The organism is Bacteroides sp. MSK.20.82 (assembly GCF_019052485.1).
GTDB lineage: Bacteria > Bacteroidota > Bacteroidia > Bacteroidales > Bacteroidaceae > Bacteroides > Bacteroides thetaiotaomicron.
The window spans coordinates 1-20,043 of the sequence record NZ_JAHQUN010000057.1 but is presented as its reverse complement, the minus strand read 5'-3'; the positions used below and the strand labels follow the sequence as shown (position 1 = coordinate 20,043).

Here is a 20,043-nt window from a genome sequence, read left to right as displayed (position 1 = left end):
CACCATTATAAAAATGGAACAACAAAGCAAAACCCAAGGTATGGCTAAACTAATCATCTGTTGCATATATCCTTTTGTACACGCAAAGTACCGATTCTTCAAAACGAATCTTATAATCATCTAACCTTCCAGATGCAAAATTTGTTAAGGTGTTATATTTTAACTGCAGTACATTAACCAAAGATTCTGCATTAGCTGTATGAAAGGTATTTTCTTTAGGAACAAGTGGATTCTGTAAAAACATTGGTAAATCTGATGTAATTACATCAGTTCCTAAAGATAAGACAGTAGAAATAATACCACTATTTGTTCCTTGCAAGTATGGCAAAATAACATACCTAGCAGCTTTTACATAGTGATAATAATCATCGTCTGATATATAACGGAGATTGAATTCCACATTACATTTTTCAAGTAGTTCTTGATTGAAATATACATCATGCAACTTGCGTCCGCATACTCTCAACTTCGCATTCGGGTGTAGTTTGTGAAACTCAGGCCAGCTATCTAACAGAAATTCAATACCCTTGTCTTTGCGAAGGTGTCCTATAAATAAAAAATCAACATCGCAATATGGGTTAGGACCATCCTTCGTAAGCTTTGAAAGATCCATTATGGGGAAAGGGTGCTTCACTACTACCGACTTATTAATTCCAAAATTTTCATTCAATTCAAAAATAGATTTCTCTGTATGAACAAGCAGGTAATCCGCTAAGTGGAAAATCTTGTAACGATTAGTCATTTCACCTTTTCCTTCCGAGTGCGGATTCACATCGTGACAAGTAATCATCAATTTGGCACCAGACACTTTCTTCAGGAGGCGCAAAAAACACACAATAAAGAAGTAACTCTGCCCAACATGTGAATAGTTTATGACAGTAGGTTTATCCTTCATGGACGCAAACAAAATCCTCACATAACCGCAAAGAATTTCCTGTAACTGGAATAATTTTCTAGTTATGCCCTTGTACCTGCTCATTGCAACATCTCCTCTTTTAAAGAAGATTTTCTCTCCATAGCCAAAAGGATAATAATAATTAACATATATTTTCTGATTATAGCCACCCTTTTTCAAGATTTGATAAATCTCATCTAGATAAAGGCCAGAGTTACCACTGGTACCCCAGTATATATGATAAATCATATTACTTAAATTTATTTTGTAAATAAGCTCTTACTTTTCCAGATTGAGGAATCTCCAAATCCGAAAAGTTGGCAATCTTTGCCTTATCAATAATATTGAGGTATTTCTCAATATTTGTTGTAAAGTCGTAATCTCGCTTTATATATTCATAACATGCTGCTGCCGAGGCTTCATAGTTTGCCTCGAGCTCTTTCATCACGTCTTCCAACAGAGGCTGATCATCTTGGCTTTCACCAGCAAACAAATTGTCGCCTACATTACCTTTTACACAATTAGCATAGAGACCTCCACAAATATCACGATTGAAAAGTTGATGGTCAGGATTACTAAGAGCCATCACTGCAGGAAGTCCATATCTACATATCTCAATAACTGAGGTTCCCATAGCATAACCTATCGAATGCTGCTTGATGATATCGCCTAACTTAGAATAATCGACCTGTCCTACAAATTCTATCCTTGATGTATCAATATTATTCTTGGCAATATACTCGTCAATCAAATGTTTATCGCCATTTCCAACAATAGTCAAAGAATATTCTTTGTGTCTGTTTATATAGTTAAGCATAACACAAAGGCCAGGAATCTTAAAGTCAACGATTCTGCCAATGAAGAGTATTTTATGATTGTTTGCTAATATTGAAGGCTTCTCTTCAGGAAAATCGTAGGTCGGTAAAGCTACTACATTTTCTGCAGTAAGGTTAATTCCGAACTGCTTATTCCAAAAGTTCACCATCAGGTCACTCATAGGGATGATAGCTCCCGATTCACAAAGGCGGTTAAATAATGATTTATTAAACTCAATTTGATCGGTTCGTGAATATCTCTCCTTGTGAAAGATTTTTTTGTATGCCTTATCAAACAGACTCTGACAAACATAAAGATTGTCTTGATAGTGTAATACTAAATGGCAAACCTTTGCATTAGTTACAATCTTTGTAAGCTGTATTATCATATAAAGATCACGCATACAAAAGGTTACAAAAGAATACTCGCTAGATTGAGGCAGTTTATCTTTTATTTCCGACAGAATAACTTTACGCTCCTCTGCATTCTTATAGTAGAAATCCGCTTTGTCATTTTGAACAGTAATGATGTTGCCAACATTGTTTTTACGCAAGTCGTCATAGATGTAACTCTGTTCTGTACATAGCATACAATACGACCTGTTGCTATTCTTTACGTATGATGCCATACGCACCATGAGTGTTTCACCACCTCCAAGGTACGAATTGAAATTTACAAGTACTAACATAATTATTACATATTTTCGAATGTTTGCTTAAATCGGTCCGTTTCGCTAAATATATTCCATTTGCCGTCCACTTCTGCAAAAGCGCATCTTGATACTTCATCACTGCTGACATTAGCGTGAGCATCCAACCATTTTTTTATAACATTGGCCAAATCTTCTACATTGTTATATTCGAAAAAATCTCCAGTCTTTCCGGGATCTATACTCTCAAACTCAGGTCCCTGATGAGAGAAGTCGTTATGAGAGATGACAGGACAGCCAAAGGACATCGAACTAATAGCCGTGAGACCTACAGGCCCTGGTGATACACAAAGACTTGCATTATAATAGAAATTGCAAAGAATCTCTTCTTCATAACATGGACCGTATAGATACACTTGTTCCGACACGCCAAATTTACTTGCAACATCTTTAAGATTTACACCATCTACATCTTTTCCAACAACAAAGAAGTTCACATCACATCCCTTCTCGTGCAGAATTAGCATTGCCTCAATCATCTGGTCCAATTGCTTATCTTTAATTACTCTTCCAACAAAGATAATCACCGGATATCTATTTGAGAAGAATTTTGAATACACGTTGCTTTTAACCAGATTTTTTCTTAATGAAAGGTCATGAACGGAGTCCATTGAATTATATACCGTACAAATACTATCTTGGCGGATTCCATTCTCAATCATTATTTTTTTAGCACGGTTGTTATATACAAAATTCATTGCACATAACTTGTAATACATGATTTTGATAAGCTTCCGAATTCCGGTTTCTCTACCATACATTCCATGGGACCAAGATGCTGCTTTCTTTTTTGAGAAAAGACAATATATGACCATAAGCCAATATGTTAGACAGAAAGGCCCTCCTAATACATATATATCATAGTCTTTCTTCAAAAGTGACAAAGCGCCCTTTAGTACAAAAAAGTTACCTACCACCTTTGTTTGTTCAAATGAGCCTCTATAGTTGAGTAGTTCTTCTTTATTGTAGTATTTGATACCTACAGAAGGATCATCCTCAACAATATAAAAATCACAATCAATCTCTTTGGCCATTTGATTATATATCGAGAGTCGATATAGTGATCCGCCACCAAATATGCAAATCTTCTTCATAAGTCGTTCTATTTATTTCATTATATCATGTTCTGCTACTGGAGCATAAGGTCCTTCGCGCGTTTCAAAAAGAATCGTTCCTTCTTCCAAAGACTCTACCTGATGCCACACCCCCTTTTGGAATATGATACCCAATATTCTCTGTTCGAGGATTCAGAACAACATTATCAATAACGTTCGTTTATCAACACTCTGAGTCTTCCTCTTAAGATAATAAGTGTTTCTGATAAATTAGGATGTCGTGCAATGGGAATCTTTGAACCTGATTCTATTGCATTGAACATCCTTTGTACAGAGCCCTCGAAGGACTCGTGTAAATTCCAGTTCATCCGAAGACGAGGACTCAACTTTGCCTTAGTTGTAGTCTCATCAAGAATTTTACTTGTTAGAAGCATATTTCTTAAATTCCTCTAGAAGTTGCTCTTGCTTTTTTAATAACTCATATTCATCAATACGTACTACATTGTCATTTACACAATCAACAAAGCGTTGTATTGATTTCAAGAAAGCATCGTCTGCAGTAAGTGAGCGCGTTTCTATATCTTGATTCTTTTTGACTGTATATGATGAAACAAAACCCGCAGGAGCTGTCAATATACGCCCGCTGGTAATGGTGCCTATGCTACCCCAGATTTCGATATCACAACGATAATCATTGTCCATACCAAAGGCAATCTGAGCGACTTGTCCTTTGTTATTGCACATAGATGCAGATCCGTACATGTCCACCTCAAACTCGTCTATATAATTTGCTTGTGCAGTTGTTACATGCGCATCACCTCCTAAGAGGTAGTTCGCATATTTCATGCAATATCCACCAGCATCAAGCAAGGCTCCACCGCCAAGATTCTTGTTGTAGCGGAAGTCATTAGCTGCTCGACGAGGGAAACCAAAAGAGATGCGATACAAACGAACATCTCCAATCTCTCCACTATTCACAATATTGTTGATTTCCTCCAACTGTGAGTGATAGATAAACATGTAGTTCTCGTGAAGTGCAAGTCCTTTCTGAGAAGCCATTTCAATCAAGTCTTCTGTGTCTGCCAAAGAGGTGGTTGAAGGCTTTTCTACAAATACATGTTTGCCTACTTCTATAGCCTTTTTAGCCCACTTATGGTGGAGAGCTGGTGGGAGCGGAATATACACAGCATCTATTGCATCTGCTGATACCAAGTTTTCGTAACCAACTACGATCTCTCCCCCATATTGATCAACAAATACTTGAGCCTTCGCACGCTCGCGAGATTGCTGTTCATCTATTTGCTCTTGAGAAATGCTTTCAATATTACCAAACCATTCTTCAGAAGATGCAATACCAATGGCTGCAAATTTGATACAGTCCCCAGCCTGCTGGAGTGCAGGTATAAATCTTCGAAGTGCAATTTCCGAAGGACATATAATACCAATTCTAATCATGTCTTTAACCTAATATAAATCTAAATTTTGTTTTCTGAATAACCGTTATAAGTCACTATGATACAACCAATACAACCGCAGTAACTATTATAGGAGCAAGGATGTAATGCTCTGCCAGTATTGATTGGGTCTGTGAATACTTTACAAGATTCCAAATGATAGGATGGTGTATTAGGTATATACCCATACTTGCTTTATCTAGCGAGATAATCCATTTTGACAATCGATTAACATTTATTGTTGTAAACGCAATGTAAATCAATCCATTGGTCAATAGTACAATAGATACAAATACCCAAGAGGCAAGAGGGCACCACTGAGTAAGAATGCTACTATAGTCGCTGTCAGCATTATATAGTTTGCGTTTCTATTAATTGTTCTCCTGTTTAACAATTGACATATAATTATACCCAACAAAAAATATCTATAATAATTATCAAATGGGGACATCTATGCTATGCATTCCCACGATATCAACTATTACATATTGAATTACTATCAACAAAATTGGTAGTATTGGATTATTGACTATCCATTTATCTAACAGTCTTCTTATCAGAAAGACTTCCATCAGAAAACGTAAATACCATATATGAAGTGGACCTACAAGAATATACTTATAGGTCATGCCCATATCTATGGTACACTCAATTATGCCCCATATTAGGAATGGGACAAACTCCATTAACATTTTTTTATAAACTCTAAATTCGCGCCATACCCATAAGACGTTAATATTCATACAAATAGTTGAAAACTATTGTAAATAAGTACATGTGTATTGCATATATAATATTAATTGTTTTCTGCCAAAAGGGTGTTACACACTCCGTTCCGAGAACATGCCATTTGCTTGTATACATATAGCATATCCGAAGACAACAACAATCACCACTATACAACGCAATACAGATATGTAGGATAGTCTTTCCTTTGTATTAGTCATACCTCGATTAATATAAACTAATAGCTGACAGCAACGAGCGTGCAGCAATGTTGAGATAGTTGTTGTATATAACGAAAGAGAGCATCTGGTTGAGGGTCATCCAACAGTAATTCTCTTCAACCTCTACGGGGAATTCATCTCCAACCTCTACAATAGTATTAAGGTTTTGCTCCTGGAAGAATCTTCCTCCCTCTTCGCTCTGATAGCTTGCATACCAAACCTTATCCTTTGGCGCATTCAAAACTTGCTCCAAGTAAGGAATGGTATATTCATTCTGTCCTTTACGATAGTTGCCAGTAAGGCATTGTACGGTAGGAGCCATCTCAACCACATCAAAGTTGCCAGACTCAAGCTTAGCCTGTACCAGGAAGTGATATATTCCGTTTATCTTCTTTACGATGAAGCCCATCAGGCCTTCTTGAGCAGATCGTACCATCGGCTGATCCCAAGAGACAACCTCACGATTGCCAATCTCTACTTTACACCCCATCACATCAAAGTACTTGCCGTCTTCGTGATGTATTGTGTTTCCATCATATACCCAATGGTTCATCTCAGAGATGCCTATAGGCTTTACATCCAGTTCATATTTGAATTTCAGTGATGTTATCCATTGGATAATGTCTTGAATGTCATGCAGGTGATTGTCCGAGCTCAGCATCGAATAAAGGAAGGAGTCTGGCCTATCGGACTGAATCCCACTCAGCTGTTTTACTGTATCGAGCAGTTTGAGAGAGTGCTCAGAATAGCTACCAAATTTGATACATGAAATAACTGTACGGCTATCCATGTTGACAACATTTGGGTACCTTAGCAATTCTTTCATCTGGCCAAGCGATGCCCAAATGAACCCGGTCTTGACCTCAAGTTCTTCATTCTCATCAACCTCTACTATAATATTGCGGTTTCGCTTATGTAGAAAGCGTGCTCCCTGTTCTGATTGCAATTGGTCAACTAATACAGTTACATCCCTTTCTCCATTGAAATATTCTAAATAATAAGGTGATTTCCCTCCATGAACTCGAGTGTAGTTACTTCTCGTTGCCTGTAGTGTAGGAGATAGCTGAACCACATTGAGATTACCTGGCTCAATCTTCGCCTGCATGAGGAAATGTATCACTCCATCGAACTTCTTTACAATGAAGCCAAGAAAGCCCATCTCGGGCTGATTGATAATCGGCTGATCCCACTCTGCAACATCACGATAGTTGGTATTAATACGGATACCGTCAATGCTGAAAAATTTACCACTTTCATGACGAATACGATCATCACGGTAGTTCCAGCCTTTCAACTCTGTCAGCGGAATCTGTCTGATATTAGATACTACCTCATCGTTCTGCTGTTTCATCCATGTAAGGATGTCCCGAGTTGACATAAACGAGCCATGGTGCATAGCTGATACTAAAAAATCAAGCTGTGCGTCTTCTACATTTCTTGTTCTCATATTAAATATCTCTTGAAAAATCTTCTAATTGTTTAAAATCTTTACAATTCAGTAAGGTACGAATCTTTGTATCATCAAAATACGTATGTTCGCTCTCTATACGAAGATCGCGTTCCGACCATTCTACAGCCATTACATTCGTTCCGTATTTCCTTGCTATGATCTCAGCTGCTTCACGTAGAGATAGCGTTTGGCCTCCAACATTGTAGATTTCTCCATTGCTTTCATCCTTCATAGATGCCAATACTATCTGATAGCAGAGGTCTTCTATATGCGTAAATGTTCGTTTGATATTACCTCCACCATACAGTGTTATATCTTTTCCGGCCTTTGCCTGTTTTATAAAGAATCCTACTGTACCAAAACTGTAGTCTGTAGACAGCAAATTGCCGTAAGGGATGCATATACGGAAAATTGTATATGGGATATCAAAACTCTGCTTGTATGCATAGAGTATCCCTTCACATGCAAGCTTATTGATAGCATACAGTGTCTTTGTCTCTTTCTCATCATCCTCAGCTAGTGATTTATCTATACCTCTATAAACCAATCGTGTAGAAGGAAACACAACCTTTGGGCGATACACTGAATGACGGATAGCATCAAGCAGGTTTAGGAGTCCTATCTCATTAATCTTAACATAAGTCTCATAGTTATCAAAGCCTGCATAGGTTCCTGTAAGACCAGCAAACATATAGATGTAATCTACGTTCAGGTCTATATTTACAACAGATTGCTTGTCTGTCAAATCTACTTGCTTGTAATTATCATGCTTTTCATTTTGTATATCATAACACATAGATTCATACCCCTTCTTCTGTAGATAGAAAGCAAGATGCTTTCCAATGTAGCCATTGGCACCTATAATTGCAATTTTCATATTATTTAATTATTAATCTAATTTCATATGCCCATATGGAATGTCGACATAACGTAATGCAAGAACAATAAGAATTATACCTTCGGATAGTAAAAATGTAAAGAAAGACACATTCAAAAGCATCATAGTTGGCATAATCAATAATGTACATACAAAAGCTTTATTCTCATCATTAACTAACCTATTTATGAAGATGAGAAATATCGCAAATAGGATACTTACGATTGCTACACCAGTAACACCCATAGCAGTTACGCCGTCCATTGCCCAAAAAATAGCATTTGCGTTCATGCCACCTTCAGAAACCACCTTTCCAATAGCCTCACCATGGTAAGGATCTGCATCCGTCAGCTTGTTAATAAAACTAACATGATTAAAATATGTATTCGGATGACTACTAAAAAATGGCACATAGTATCCAGCAAATAAGCAGCCCGAGATTGTTAATGTTCTCATTAAAAAAACTGCCGCAAGTACATATAATGTAGGATTATCGAGATTTGCCAAGAAAAACCATGACAGAATTAAAATGCCAATGGTAAATATCGGTATTAGATTGACATCCTTCATTTCCTGCCACAAAAAAAATCTATACATTGCATACAAGATTAATGGTGCCAAAAAATAAGTCTTTAAACCGAAAATCATATATAGGAAAAGAAACATCATAGATCCCATGATATAGTATACCTTTTTTTTAACAAGCAATCCATAACATATTATAAATGGAAATGTAAAGGTTCCTGCCCATGCAATTATATAGTTCATTAAAACACCACCTTTACCTGCATTTTGCTCTCTTAAATCATATACTCGAGTAAAGTCTACTAACCTAATATTACTATGATACACCAGCAATAATGAGAAAAATGTAATCGCTGCAAATACCCAAATAACCGTTATCGGGACTTTACCACTAGTAGTTCCTACATTATAATGAATTCTATCTATCAAAAAATAAGAACTCATTGCAATTAACAACACGATCCAATATCCAACTACATTAACTTCATTATCTTCTGGAAAATTAAACAACAAACCTAGCACAATTGGTACATATCCAAAATAATAAAGGAAAAGGCATATCCAAGATGATACATTTTTAATTCCTCTGTAAAAAAGCACAGGAACCAATGCAACCAAATAACCAATCGCTTCATAAAACTCAGAGTGTGGTACATCATAGTAAAAATAAGCATGCCATACAGGAACACAATATGTCTTCCATACGTAGGCAAATGTTGCAATATAGAGTGATGCAAACAACAAGTTTGAGAAGATATTGTTTGATAACAATTTACTATTCGATAAGCTCATATTTAGACAATTTCTATAAGAAAACGACATAATAATGTAAGATAACAGAGCAAAATCAACACAACTGTTTTTTTGTCAATCTCTACAAATGACAGCCTAGCTATGTTTAATATCTTTCGATATATGGAAAATCTTATGATTGCGTAAAATAACGAATAGAAAAACAAAGAAATATAGATGTTATCAAATAATACTGAAGATACAACAAGTGCTCCTACTGAAACTACCAAATTTAAAATATTAAACTGAAACCGAACTTCTTGTTTATCCAAAACCCTAAATATTGGGAGCAGTGGTTCGCTAATAATTACAGGTACAGAATATATAGCCAAACAGAGTGCCATTCTCCCTGCTGCCATCCATTTTGCTCCTAAGAATAGAACAAGCAATTTATCGCCTCCTAACGCCAAGAACATGATGGGTAGTATAGATAGATATAATGACATTCTATTCGCTTTCCTTGTTGATTCTTTGATAATATCCGGGACATCTGAATTCTCTGACAATTCTCTATAATAAACGTTACCCATTGCAGAACCGATAATTGCTATTGGCAGCAAAATAAATTGCATTACCATAGAGAAGCATCCTAATTCGTTATCCCCATAAAAAAAAGACAAAATGATAATTACTATGTTACCCACTGTAAATTCAAGGAATCTTGCAGGAGCATCATATAAGGGGAATTTTTTATATAAGAGTGCAGTTTTTTTTATATTGACATAAGATAGCGAACTCCAACTAATCTCTCTAATAATAGGCCTAATCAGAAATATTAGCAATACACAAGCAATCACATGCGCTAAAATATTTCCAATTATCAGTCCCAATCCAACTAATGGATACACGCCCCATAAAATGCGAATAATTGCTTGAGAAAGACCATTAGTTGTATTTGCTATCGACATCGCACCATAATTCTTATATCTATTTGAAAGGCATATTGTTAATGTAAAACAAGCTGATGATATTAACGCAAAAAATAAATACAAAACATTTGGATAGTTTAAGAAAAAGGATATCTCCAATAGTTTACCTACAGAAAATGTAATAGATGATAGTAAACTAATAATCAAAGATATAACTATACACAGGAATAAAAGATTGGGAATCTCCCTGTCATTATTAGACTTGACAATTGTATTTTCATAAGATAAAAAGATGAATGAATTTAATATAAACAACACCCCAGAAAAGACACCCCATACCCCATACTCTTCTGGAGTGTATAGTCTTGACAAAATAGGAGTAACCAACAAAGGGAGAAACATTAATGCCACATTGCTAGCTGAAAGCTTTAATGTATTTTTTATTAATGCATTCTCACGTATGTTAAAAAGAATACTTTTCATATCAAAAGCTATATTTCTTGGCTGAAGGAACATAATATACAGAAATGCCTTTTCTACCAAGTTCAATCATTTTTCTCATGCAACTGCGCGTATAAAAGGCTTTAATCTCTAAATTACTTATTTTCTTTATTTGCCAATCTTCTTTTGCAAATTTCTTAAATAGATTGCTTTCTCTTGTTCTCCTATCTAAATTACCCATATATTCACTATACTCAGAAATAGATCCGTCTGAGTTGTAATAACGAAAAGTTTTAGAGATAGTAAAGAACTGAGCCCAATATGGATGTTCTGTATACAGAGAACTCTCCACACAATGATGAATTGTTCCTATATAATTCCGAGGCATACCAAGGTTAAAAACAATGGCATTTAATTCACACATCCTATACCAGGGGGACTTTTTCCCCCAACAATCGTGATCTTTAGTATGATCCTTTATAAGGTATTCGGCATGTTTTCCGATTGCACATACCGAATGTTGAACATTGGCACTTCTTAATACTCCTGAATATTTTCGGAAAACTTCTGCCAAATAACCTGCTCCAGTTGGATCTGCTGCAAGGTTAAAAATATAGTTATCCTGTTCTGATTGTTCTTTCTTCGGAAATGCAGGCATAACGAGTGTTCCATCAGGCCCTATGACTTGAAGAACTTTATCAATAATTTCTACTGCTGTACCTTGAAAATTATAAAACTCCTTCATTGAGGAATGAATACATATAATACTTCCTTCTTTCATTCCCATTGAACACATAACTTTGATTAAATCATCTGCATTATACTTTTGATGGTAGATTATCTTGCCTATTTTCTTATGCATTTCTTTACGAAACAATGAAAAATCTTTTATCCCAAGAATATTCTTCACTCTCTTTGCCATTATTGAATAAAAACTTGCTTTCATATGTTACGCTAATTATTTAATTGGCATTATGTGTATTTGTATGCTATTTGCTCTACGTTGTTGTAGCAGCTTATTAGTTCTGACTGATGGTATCAAACCATAAACCTTTCGGCTCCACCTGTGCAGCCAGATATCCATTAACTATAGGATTCAGATAATCTCTTCCTCACCACGGAAATGTACGTTTAAATCGTGGAGTGGAGCAAGGAGGGATCCGAGTGAAGTGCCCTGTGTCATCTTAGTAAAAGCATTTACATCCTTAGGGAAACACTTGCCTCCATAACCAAACTTGCCATCAGGACCAGGAACGTATGTATGGGTGTCGTTAATATAGCCAGAGAGAAGGCAACCGGTGTGAACGGTGCGCCAGTCAGCCCCCATCTTCTCGCAGTATTCACGGCATGCATTGAAGTAGGTTACCTTGTAAGCGCCAAAGACATTATGCATATACTTAGTGAGCTCTGCCTCAAGAGGGGTCATAACTGTGAATTTCTTGCCAACGAAGATCTTGGTGAGGAGTTCTACGGCTCCCGTGAAAACCATGGTCTGTTTCTTGAAGTCTTCGATATGAGTACGTTCGGTAAGGAACTCTGGCATATAGTGTACACTATGACCCGTCTCTTTAGAGAGAAGCTCGCTAGTGCCAGGGAGGATGGTGGTGCGAACGAAGACAGGTACGTCAGGAAGTGCTGAGATGAGCTGTTTCATAAGGGCAAGGTCCTGTGTACCATCGTTTTCGGTGCGTACGTGAATCTGGAGGAAAACGATGTCGATCTCTTTCATTGAGTCATTGTAGCCCTTAGCTGGGTCGCTAATGAAAAGTTTGCAATCGGGATTGTTGTGCTCCAACCAATCCTTAAGGGCTCCGCCTACGAAGCCACATCCAATAATTCCAACATTGATCATTACTGTAATAAATATAAATAGTTAATATTTGTTTCTCTTTGTCAACTTGTCAGTTTGAGTGTGCGAGGGTATTTAATGATGTACATCATAAACTCCACCTGTGAGCACACTAGTACAGATATTCTCCTTAGATACATTGAGCTTGATTAAAGCAAAGAGCGAGCATCTCTACTATTTTTACTGAACAAAGTTGCCTTCGCCTGATAGTTCTTTCTGTATATACTCAAGAACTGCAATTTTTGCTTTGGTCTCTTCTACATTCAAGAGTCGAGTATTATTAGAGTTGAACTCTATCAGAAGATTGCGTTCTGCCTCTCCTTCTTTGAAGAACTTATCATAGTTCAAGCCACGGTTATCAGCAGGTACGCGATAGAAATCGCCCATATCCTCGGCCTTGGCGCACTCTTCGTTAGTGAGGAGAGTTTCATACATCTTCTCGCCGTGGCGGATGCCGATTACCTTGATATCCTCCTTCTTGCCACCAAAGAGCTCACATACGGCCTCTGCCTGAGTCTGGATGGTGCAAGCAGGAGCCTTCTGAACGAGGATATCACCGTTCTGACCATACTCAAAGGCGAAGAGAACGAGAGCTACGGCTTCTTCGAGGCTCATGATGAAGCGAGTCATTGAAGGTTCGGTGAGGGTAATAGGATTGCCATTGCGAATCTGGTCAATCCAGAGAGGAATAACAGAACCACGTGAACACATTACATTACCATAACGGGTACAACAGATCTTGGTGTTGCCTGAGTAGCGTGACTTAGCTACAGCAATCTTCTCCTCGATGGCCTTGGTAATACCCATAGCGTTGATAGGATAAGCAGCCTTGTCGGTTGAGAGGCAGATGACAGCCTTCACACCAACTTCGATAGCTGCAGTTAGCACATTGTCAGTACCGATGACATTAGTCTTTACGGCTTCCATTGGGAAGAACTCGCAAGAGGGCACCTGTTTAAGGGCAGCTGCATGAAAAACGTAGTCCACACCGGGCATAGCGTTCTTACATGACTGGAGATTACGAACATCACCGATGAAAAACTTGATTTTGCTTGCATATTCAGGATATTTTACCTGATATTCGTGGCGCATATCGTCCTGTTTCTTCTCGTCACGAGAGAAAATGCGGATCTCTGCGATGTCTGTATGAAGGAAACGATTTAATACTGCATTACCGAAAGAACCTGTGCCACCGGTAATCATAAGGGTTTTACCTGCAAAAATGGACATAATTGTATGATGATTTTATTTATTATTCTTTAACTACCTTGACATTGTCGAGCTTGCTCACACTCGGCAATGAAAAAATTATTTTATCACTGCTCTCGCTCAATCACAACCTTATCAAAGAAAGTGTCTGGTCTCTCAGAATTAAAGATCTCATTGCAGTACATAACTGTAACAAGATCTTGCGTGTCAGAAAGGTTGATGATGTTGTGGGTATAGCCAGGGAGCATGATGACACTCTGAATCTTGTCACCTGAGACTTCGTATTCAAGGATTTCTGCATTGGGATCATTCTCGTTGCGAAGCTGAATAAGTCCATACCCACTGACTACGATGAACAGCTCCCACTTAGTATGATGCCAGTGTTCTCCCTTTGTTATTCCAGGTTTAGAGATGTTGATGCTGACCTGTCCACAGTTGATAGTGTGGACGAGCTCGGTGAAAGAGCCACGATTATCGACATTCATCTTGAGGTCGAAGATTACCTTTTCCTTTGGAAGATAACTGAGGAATGTACTATAGAGTCGCTTTGCAAACGAACCGGCAGGAATCTCAGGGATCATCAAAGTCTTTGGCATCTCAGCAAATTTGTAAAGCAGATCCACAATCTCACCAAGTTTCACGTGATGAGTGATTGGGGCTGTACAATAGCGACCGTTTGGAGAAAGTACCGTTTCTACTCCCTCAAACTCGCAATGATGTTCCTCGCCATTCAATGCGCAGATCATTTCCTCTACCAAATCGTCAATATAGAGAAACTCCATATCGACTGATGGGTCATTTACTGTAATTGGAAGATCGTTGGCGATGTTGTTACAAAAAGTAGCGACAACTGAGTTGTAGTTTGGACGGCACCATTTACCATAGAGGTTAGGGAAACGATAAACAAGGACTTTGGCACCTGTCTCTTCACCATATTGGAACATGAGTTCCTCACCTACCTTCTTGCTCTTTCCGTATTCACTCGTACCAAAGCGACCTGCGAGAGTAGCCTGAATAGAGCTACTGATCATCACAGGGCAGTTGTTTTTGTACTTCTTGAGAGTGTTGAGAAGGACGGTGGCGAAACCGAAGTTTCCCTCCATAAACTCCTTCGGATCCTGAGGGCGGTTAACGCCTGCAAGGTTGAAGACGAAGTCGCAATCCTTACACCATGCGTCAAGCTGCTCTGGTGTAGAATCAAGATCATACTCAAAGACTTCTTCGATTACCAAGTTCCCATAACACTTTACCTTACCAGTCTTGATATTATTGAGTTGGGCACAGAGGTTCTTACCAACAAATCCTTTTGCGCCAGTTACTAATACTTTCATTATCCTATTTGTTTTAAAATTTACGCCAAACCATCTTGTTGACTACGCCAACGTATGACTGAATAATCTTAACCACCTTAGTTGAGACATTCTCATCGGAATAGTTTGGCACAGGTATACCATAGTCACCATTCTTTACAAGTTCTACTGCTGTATCAACAGACTGGAGAAGACCATTAGTATCAATACCAGAAAGAATGAAACCAGCCTTATCGAGAGATTCTGGACGTTCTGTAGAGGTACGGATGCAGATAGCTGGGAACGGATGACCTACGCTTGTAAAGAAGCTGCTCTCCTCAGGAAGTGTACCAGAGTCTGATACCACAGCAAAGGCATTCATCTGAAGGCAGTTGTAATCATGGAAGCCGAGAGGCTGCTGAACCTGTACTCGAGGATCGAGTTGGAAGCCAGAGACTAGAAGGCGATTGCGTGAACGTGGGTGGCAGCTATAAAGGATTGGCATATTGTACTTCTCAGCCATAGCATTGATAGCGTTGAAGAGACTCAAGAAGTTCTTCTCTGTGTCAATGTTCTCTTCACGATGCGCAGAAAGAAGAATATACTTACCCTTCTCCAAACCAAGACGCTGATGAACATCACTAGCCTCAATCTCAGCAAGATTTTGGTGGAGCACCTCTGCCATAGGAGAACCTGTAACATAAGTTCTTTCACGTGGAAGACCACACTCTGCAAGATAGCGACGTGCATGCTCTGAATATGCAAGGTTCACATCTGAGATAATATCTACGATGCGACGGTTGGTCTCTTCTGGGAGGCATTCGTCCTTACAACGATTACCTGCCTCCATGTGGAAGATAGGGATGTGAAGACGCTTAGCACCAATAACACTCAAACAACTGTTTGTATCACCCAAAACGAGAACTGCATCAGGCCTAGTAGCTACCATAAGCTTATATGATGCATTTATAATGTTACCGCAAGTAGCACCAAGGTCATCACCTACAGCATCCATATAAACCTCAGGATCCTTCAAATTGAGATCCTTAAAAAAAACACCATTAAGGTTATAGTCATAATTCTGGCCGGTGTGAGCCAAAATAACATCAAAATATCGACGTGTCTTGTTGATGACGGCTGCGAGACGGATAATCTCTGGGCGTGTACCTACAATTATCAACAGTTTTAGTTTGCCATTATTCTGGAAACTGACGTTTGTGTAGTCTGTTTTGAGTTCCATAAATGTATATAATATATTCTATTTCATTATTTCAAGCGGGCAACCGATTCGATGATTTGTATCGGTCCAGTTGCCTGTATTTCATTCTTAATCATTAATACCATAGTATTTTGCATACCATTATGACAACAAGGTAGCGATACTCAAACCAACGTATCCTGTATCTGCTACAGTTATCTGTAAATCTTCAAAGTTTCTCATATCTTATCTTTCTTTTTACTTTTTGTTATACAAATTACCAGCGGAAGATTCCCGTAAAAACGGTTCCAGTCCGAGATGACGAAAGGACAACCGTAGTCTTCGTACGCATCCATTCGTTCGACCTCTCCCATCGCCTCCGACAGATATTTTAGATCTGATTCCGTCACAACTCCCTCCTTTACTCTTCTGACGATAGTATCAAGCATGTCCCCACAAGTGTAGTCAGGACTGTGTATATCATCAAAATGACAATAATGCTCATCCTTAACAAAATGGCATGACAGGCTTTTAAGGATTTCATAGAACAGAGTGAAAGCCTCATGATACTCCCCTTTATCCAACAATTCCCCGATTTGAACCTTAAACAGGTAGAGTAAGTCCGCAATCCTGTCACAATCATCGTCAATGTTGCCTGGATTGAAGATTGCTTCAATCTCCTCCTTCAATGGAGTCATCTCCACATCCGTGCGCACCTACCGGTCAGTTTCCATGCGTTGCAGCATATATCTTATTTTTTCGCTTGGTATAGTTGTCATATCTCCATTGATCAGTATTCCTGTCCCCTCAACGTCCTTGTAAGGAAGTCCAGATTATCCTGCGCTAACTTCCTGCCATGACGATAACCCGGTTGGAGTTGAGAGCGAAATCCGGCATGAGTAGTTTATGGGCTATTGCATAGCGGATGAACTCTCCTGGTATCCGGTCAAGGTCGACGACTAGAAAATATGTCTTCGACTTCTCCTGGTCGTACATGGGATTACCTGGGTGTTTGATATATTCTGCACAGTCCATAATGGTGCATAGTTTACATGGATTATCCTTCGGAATGTAGAGGATTATGCTCCTCACATTCTTTGGCAATACTGCTTTGCTTCCAACAGGAGTGTTGAGCTCTTCGGCAAGGTAACGCATATAGTCCGCATTGGTCCGGAAGAAGTGAATGCCGTATTGTGAATTTTTCTTTGAAGACATTGCATCGTTGTCAGTTCCTTCAACGCCTACTTGCTTCATAAGTTCCCGCTCTTCCCTGTACTTTGGTATAAGGCTGAGTATGTCACCCCATGAATTCATACCGTTCAGAAAACACTCTCCCTATAGCAAGCATACGAACCCACGCAACCGTTGCTATCCTGCAGGATGTGGTTCTGTACCATGAAATATCTGGTGCGTTATACACTGATGATGTTGTCTTCGATGTCTCACAAGGTGATTGACTCTTTGTCAAATTCTTCCAACAGGTATGGTTCTATGTCTCTGGCTTGGATGTCTATAATGTCTTTCGCCTTTGACTCCTGACCGTTGACAGTGAGCAGGCAGACAGCCATTCCTGCGATTTCATTGCCAGAGGTCCGATATGGTAACGGAATGCCAGGTCAACTTCTGCTACCGATGTGCTACCTGCCGGTTGCCTTGGCACAACTCCAGTTGGTGATCACAGACTTCTTTGAAGGTAGAATCATAAATCTGCCGGAGGTGAGGTAGCAATCGAAAAAACACCACTTCAACACTTGACGCACTTCATAAAAGTTGTCTGTGAAACGCGCTTCGTGAAAGAAGCCGGATAAATCATTATTGATCAGAGGATCTTCGAAGAGCTCTGCAAGGTAGTCATATATCTGTGAGACTACCTTGGCAAGGGATTCGTTCTCCAGATTGACCAATGTCTCAAAGTCCTCGCCTGCAAGTGTGGCATCCCATAGGAGAAACTGTATATCCTCGAGTGGATCTCATCGGTGGTGTAGTCTTCACCAACACGGTAAAACGACAGGGGCTTGCGATAAAGATTGCTGTGCCCTGCAACAAAACTGTGCCAAAGACCTACTTTTGAAACGATGTCTTCGAAATACAAGGTGAAGTTGACCGCCATAGCTTTCAACTCTTCCAGAATACGTTCAAATCCAAAGTCTGAGGTGTGGAGTAAGTACAATATCCTGTTGGCAATCCCGGCGTAGTCACGATTGGTCAATGATACTACAAACTGTGGATGTTCCTTGCGCAAATCCAATGCTGTTATTGTCATAGTCGTATTGAGAAAAATATGGAATTCAGGATGATCTGATGAGTGTTCACCTTCTATTTTTGTTCATACGTGTGAAACCGGGCACACCAGCTACCATTACCTGATGATGTTGCGACAAAAGCGTTGCTATGCTAAGACCAACATAGCCGGTACCTGCAACAGCAATCTTCAATTCTTTTGTATCCATTGTTGATTTATGTTAGTGTTCAGAATTATTCTAGTTATCTATCCAAGACCTCAAATCTCGGTGAGTTCTTGGATTTAAATTCAGGTACTACTCTCTTCATTAGCTTGACTGTATCCATGATATTTACTGTACGGGATAACTTCTCGAACTCTCCATAAGTTTCGAGGATATCAGTATATTCATAATGACGTACCTTAGCTATCATTATCTTCTTATTCTCGGTAGGGATTGTATTCTCCTTATCACTCAAGACTTCTTCATAAAGCTTCTCACCGGGACGAAGTCCCGTAAACTCTATCTCAATATCTTCACCCGGACGATAACCGGCAAGTTCGATCATACGGGTAGCCAAGTCAACAATCTTCACGGCCTTTCCCATCTCAAAGACAAATATCTCATTGCCTTCACCCATAGTGGCTGCCTCCATTACCAGACGACAAGCTTCGGGGATAGTCATAAAGAAACGAATGATATCAGGGTGAGTCACTGTGACAGGACCGCCATTCTCAATCTGTTCTTTAAAACGGGGAATTACAGAACCGTTACTACCCAATACATTACCAAAGCGGGTAGTGATAAATTTGGTATGACCTTTCACTTTACCCTCACGGATGGCACAGCCTAGACTCTGTACATAGATTTCAGCTAATCGTTTCGAGCATCCCATTACATTGGTAGGATTTACAGCCTTATCCGTAGAAATCATGATCATCTTCTCCGCTCCGTATTCCACAGCCATATCGGCAACCTGACGAGAACCGATAACGTTGGCCAAAACTGCTTCACAGGGATTTTCCTCCATCAATGGAACATGCTTATAAGCAGCAGCATGAAAGATTATCTGAGGCTGATAAGTTTCGAAGACCATACGGAGACGTTCGTTCACGCGGACATCTCCAATGACAGGAACAAAATCAAGACCGGGATAATTCTTCTCAAATTCTAAGCGGACATTATGCAAAGGTGACTCAGCAGAGTCAAACATGACCAGTTTCTTGATGTTCATCTGAGCCAGTTGCCGGCAAAGCTCGCTGCCAATACTACCAGCAGCTCCGGTCACCAGCACAACCTTGCCACAAAACTCAGTCATCACCTCCTCCATATTGATATGAATTTCTGAGCGACCCAGCAAATCTTCAATCTTAATAGGGCGTACCCATTGATGGAAACTTCCGTTTTCGTCAGCCTCACTGATACTCGGAGCAATCAACGTTTTCA

19 protein-coding genes and 1 pseudogene are annotated in these 20,043 nt (G+C 39.1%); all 20 read right to left on the bottom strand.

The genetic code is table 11. From position 1 onward, the window contains the following. Positions 1-49: 49 nt before the first annotated feature. Positions 50-1,144, bottom strand: coding sequence for a glycosyltransferase (locus tag KTR07_RS24760; protein ID WP_113748561.1), 1,095 nt, complete (start codon positions 1,142-1,144; stop codon positions 50-52). A 1-nt stretch (position 1,145) separates the two neighbouring features. Beyond that, a complete protein-coding gene (locus KTR07_RS24755) occupies positions 1,146-2,399 on the bottom strand; it encodes a hypothetical protein (RefSeq protein ID WP_070750274.1) in 1,254 nt (417 codons plus the stop codon). Between the two features lie 5 nt (positions 2,400-2,404). Further along, a complete protein-coding gene (locus tag KTR07_RS24750; protein ID WP_070750273.1) occupies positions 2,405-3,514 on the bottom strand; it encodes a glycosyltransferase in 1,110 nt (369 codons plus the stop codon). Positions 3,515-3,681: 167 nt separating this feature from the next. Then, complete coding sequence (locus KTR07_RS28845; protein WP_081342072.1) at positions 3,682-3,909, bottom strand: WbuC family cupin fold metalloprotein; 228 nt, start codon at positions 3,907-3,909, stop codon at positions 3,682-3,684. Continuing rightward, positions 3,893-4,930, bottom strand: coding sequence for a Gfo/Idh/MocA family protein (locus tag KTR07_RS24740; protein ID WP_070750272.1), 1,038 nt, complete (start codon positions 4,928-4,930; stop codon positions 3,893-3,895). The genes KTR07_RS28845 and KTR07_RS24740 overlap by 17 nt, the downstream gene beginning before the upstream one ends. A gap of 953 nt (positions 4,931-5,883) precedes the next feature. Next, the gene (locus KTR07_RS24735) at positions 5,884-7,254 is read right to left on the bottom strand and encodes an NDP-hexose 2,3-dehydratase family protein (RefSeq protein WP_225720030.1); all 1,371 of its coding nucleotides are present in this window, start codon (positions 7,252-7,254) and stop codon (positions 5,884-5,886) included. A 70-nt stretch (positions 7,255-7,324) separates the two neighbouring features. Further along, on the bottom strand, positions 7,325-8,203 hold the full coding sequence (locus KTR07_RS24730; protein WP_070750269.1) for an NAD(P)-dependent oxidoreductase: 879 nt from the start codon (positions 8,201-8,203) through the stop codon (positions 7,325-7,327). 12 nt (positions 8,204-8,215) lie between these two features. Further along, positions 8,216-9,520 carry a hypothetical protein gene (locus KTR07_RS24725; protein ID WP_113748562.1) on the bottom strand — a complete coding sequence of 435 codons (1,305 nt, stop codon included), beginning with the start codon at positions 9,518-9,520 and terminating at the stop codon, positions 8,216-8,218. A gap of 2 nt (positions 9,521-9,522) precedes the next feature. Next, entirely contained in the window at positions 9,523-10,872 is a 1,350-nt protein-coding gene (locus tag KTR07_RS24720; protein WP_165938117.1) for an oligosaccharide flippase family protein, read from the bottom strand. A 1-nt stretch (position 10,873) separates the two neighbouring features. Then, positions 10,874-11,776: an AAC(3) family N-acetyltransferase gene (locus KTR07_RS24715; RefSeq protein WP_070750266.1), complete on the bottom strand. Its 903-nt coding sequence runs from the start codon at positions 11,774-11,776 to the stop codon at positions 10,874-10,876. A gap of 150 nt (positions 11,777-11,926) precedes the next feature. Continuing rightward, positions 11,927-12,682: a UDP-glucose 6-dehydrogenase gene (locus tag KTR07_RS24710; protein WP_070750265.1), complete on the bottom strand. Its 756-nt coding sequence runs from the start codon at positions 12,680-12,682 to the stop codon at positions 11,927-11,929. A 177-nt stretch (positions 12,683-12,859) separates the two neighbouring features. Further along, positions 12,860-13,909, bottom strand: coding sequence for a polysaccharide biosynthesis protein (locus KTR07_RS24705; RefSeq protein WP_070750264.1), 1,050 nt, complete (start codon positions 13,907-13,909; stop codon positions 12,860-12,862). A gap of 86 nt (positions 13,910-13,995) precedes the next feature. Then, a complete protein-coding gene (locus tag KTR07_RS24700; protein WP_070750263.1) occupies positions 13,996-15,219 on the bottom strand; it encodes an NAD-dependent epimerase/dehydratase family protein in 1,224 nt (407 codons plus the stop codon). Between the two features lie 13 nt (positions 15,220-15,232). Continuing rightward, positions 15,233-16,417: a UDP-N-acetyl glucosamine 2-epimerase gene (locus KTR07_RS24695; RefSeq protein ID WP_070750262.1), complete on the bottom strand. Its 1,185-nt coding sequence runs from the start codon at positions 16,415-16,417 to the stop codon at positions 15,233-15,235. Between the two features lie 197 nt (positions 16,418-16,614). Next, positions 16,615-17,091, bottom strand: a complete 477-nt coding sequence (locus KTR07_RS24690; RefSeq protein WP_131912086.1) for a hypothetical protein — start codon at positions 17,089-17,091, stop codon at positions 16,615-16,617. A 127-nt stretch (positions 17,092-17,218) separates the two neighbouring features. Then, on the bottom strand, positions 17,219-17,689 hold the full coding sequence (locus KTR07_RS24685) for a DUF3843 family protein (RefSeq protein ID WP_113748563.1): 471 nt from the start codon (positions 17,687-17,689) through the stop codon (positions 17,219-17,221). Between the two features lie 128 nt (positions 17,690-17,817). After that, positions 17,818-17,943 (bottom strand): hypothetical protein, encoded by a 126-nt coding sequence (locus KTR07_RS28645; protein WP_256449902.1) that lies wholly within the window; start codon positions 17,941-17,943, stop codon positions 17,818-17,820. A gap of 69 nt (positions 17,944-18,012) precedes the next feature. Further along, a pseudogene (locus KTR07_RS28840) lies at positions 18,013-18,638 on the bottom strand (DUF3843 family protein). 46 nt (positions 18,639-18,684) lie between these two features. Continuing rightward, positions 18,685-18,825, bottom strand: a complete 141-nt coding sequence (locus KTR07_RS24670) for a hypothetical protein (RefSeq protein WP_165938115.1) — start codon at positions 18,823-18,825, stop codon at positions 18,685-18,687. A gap of 34 nt (positions 18,826-18,859) precedes the next feature. Further along, on the bottom strand, positions 18,860-20,043 hold a 1,184-nt coding region (locus KTR07_RS24665; protein WP_217315526.1), incomplete at its 5' end, for a UDP-N-acetylglucosamine 4,6-dehydratase family protein.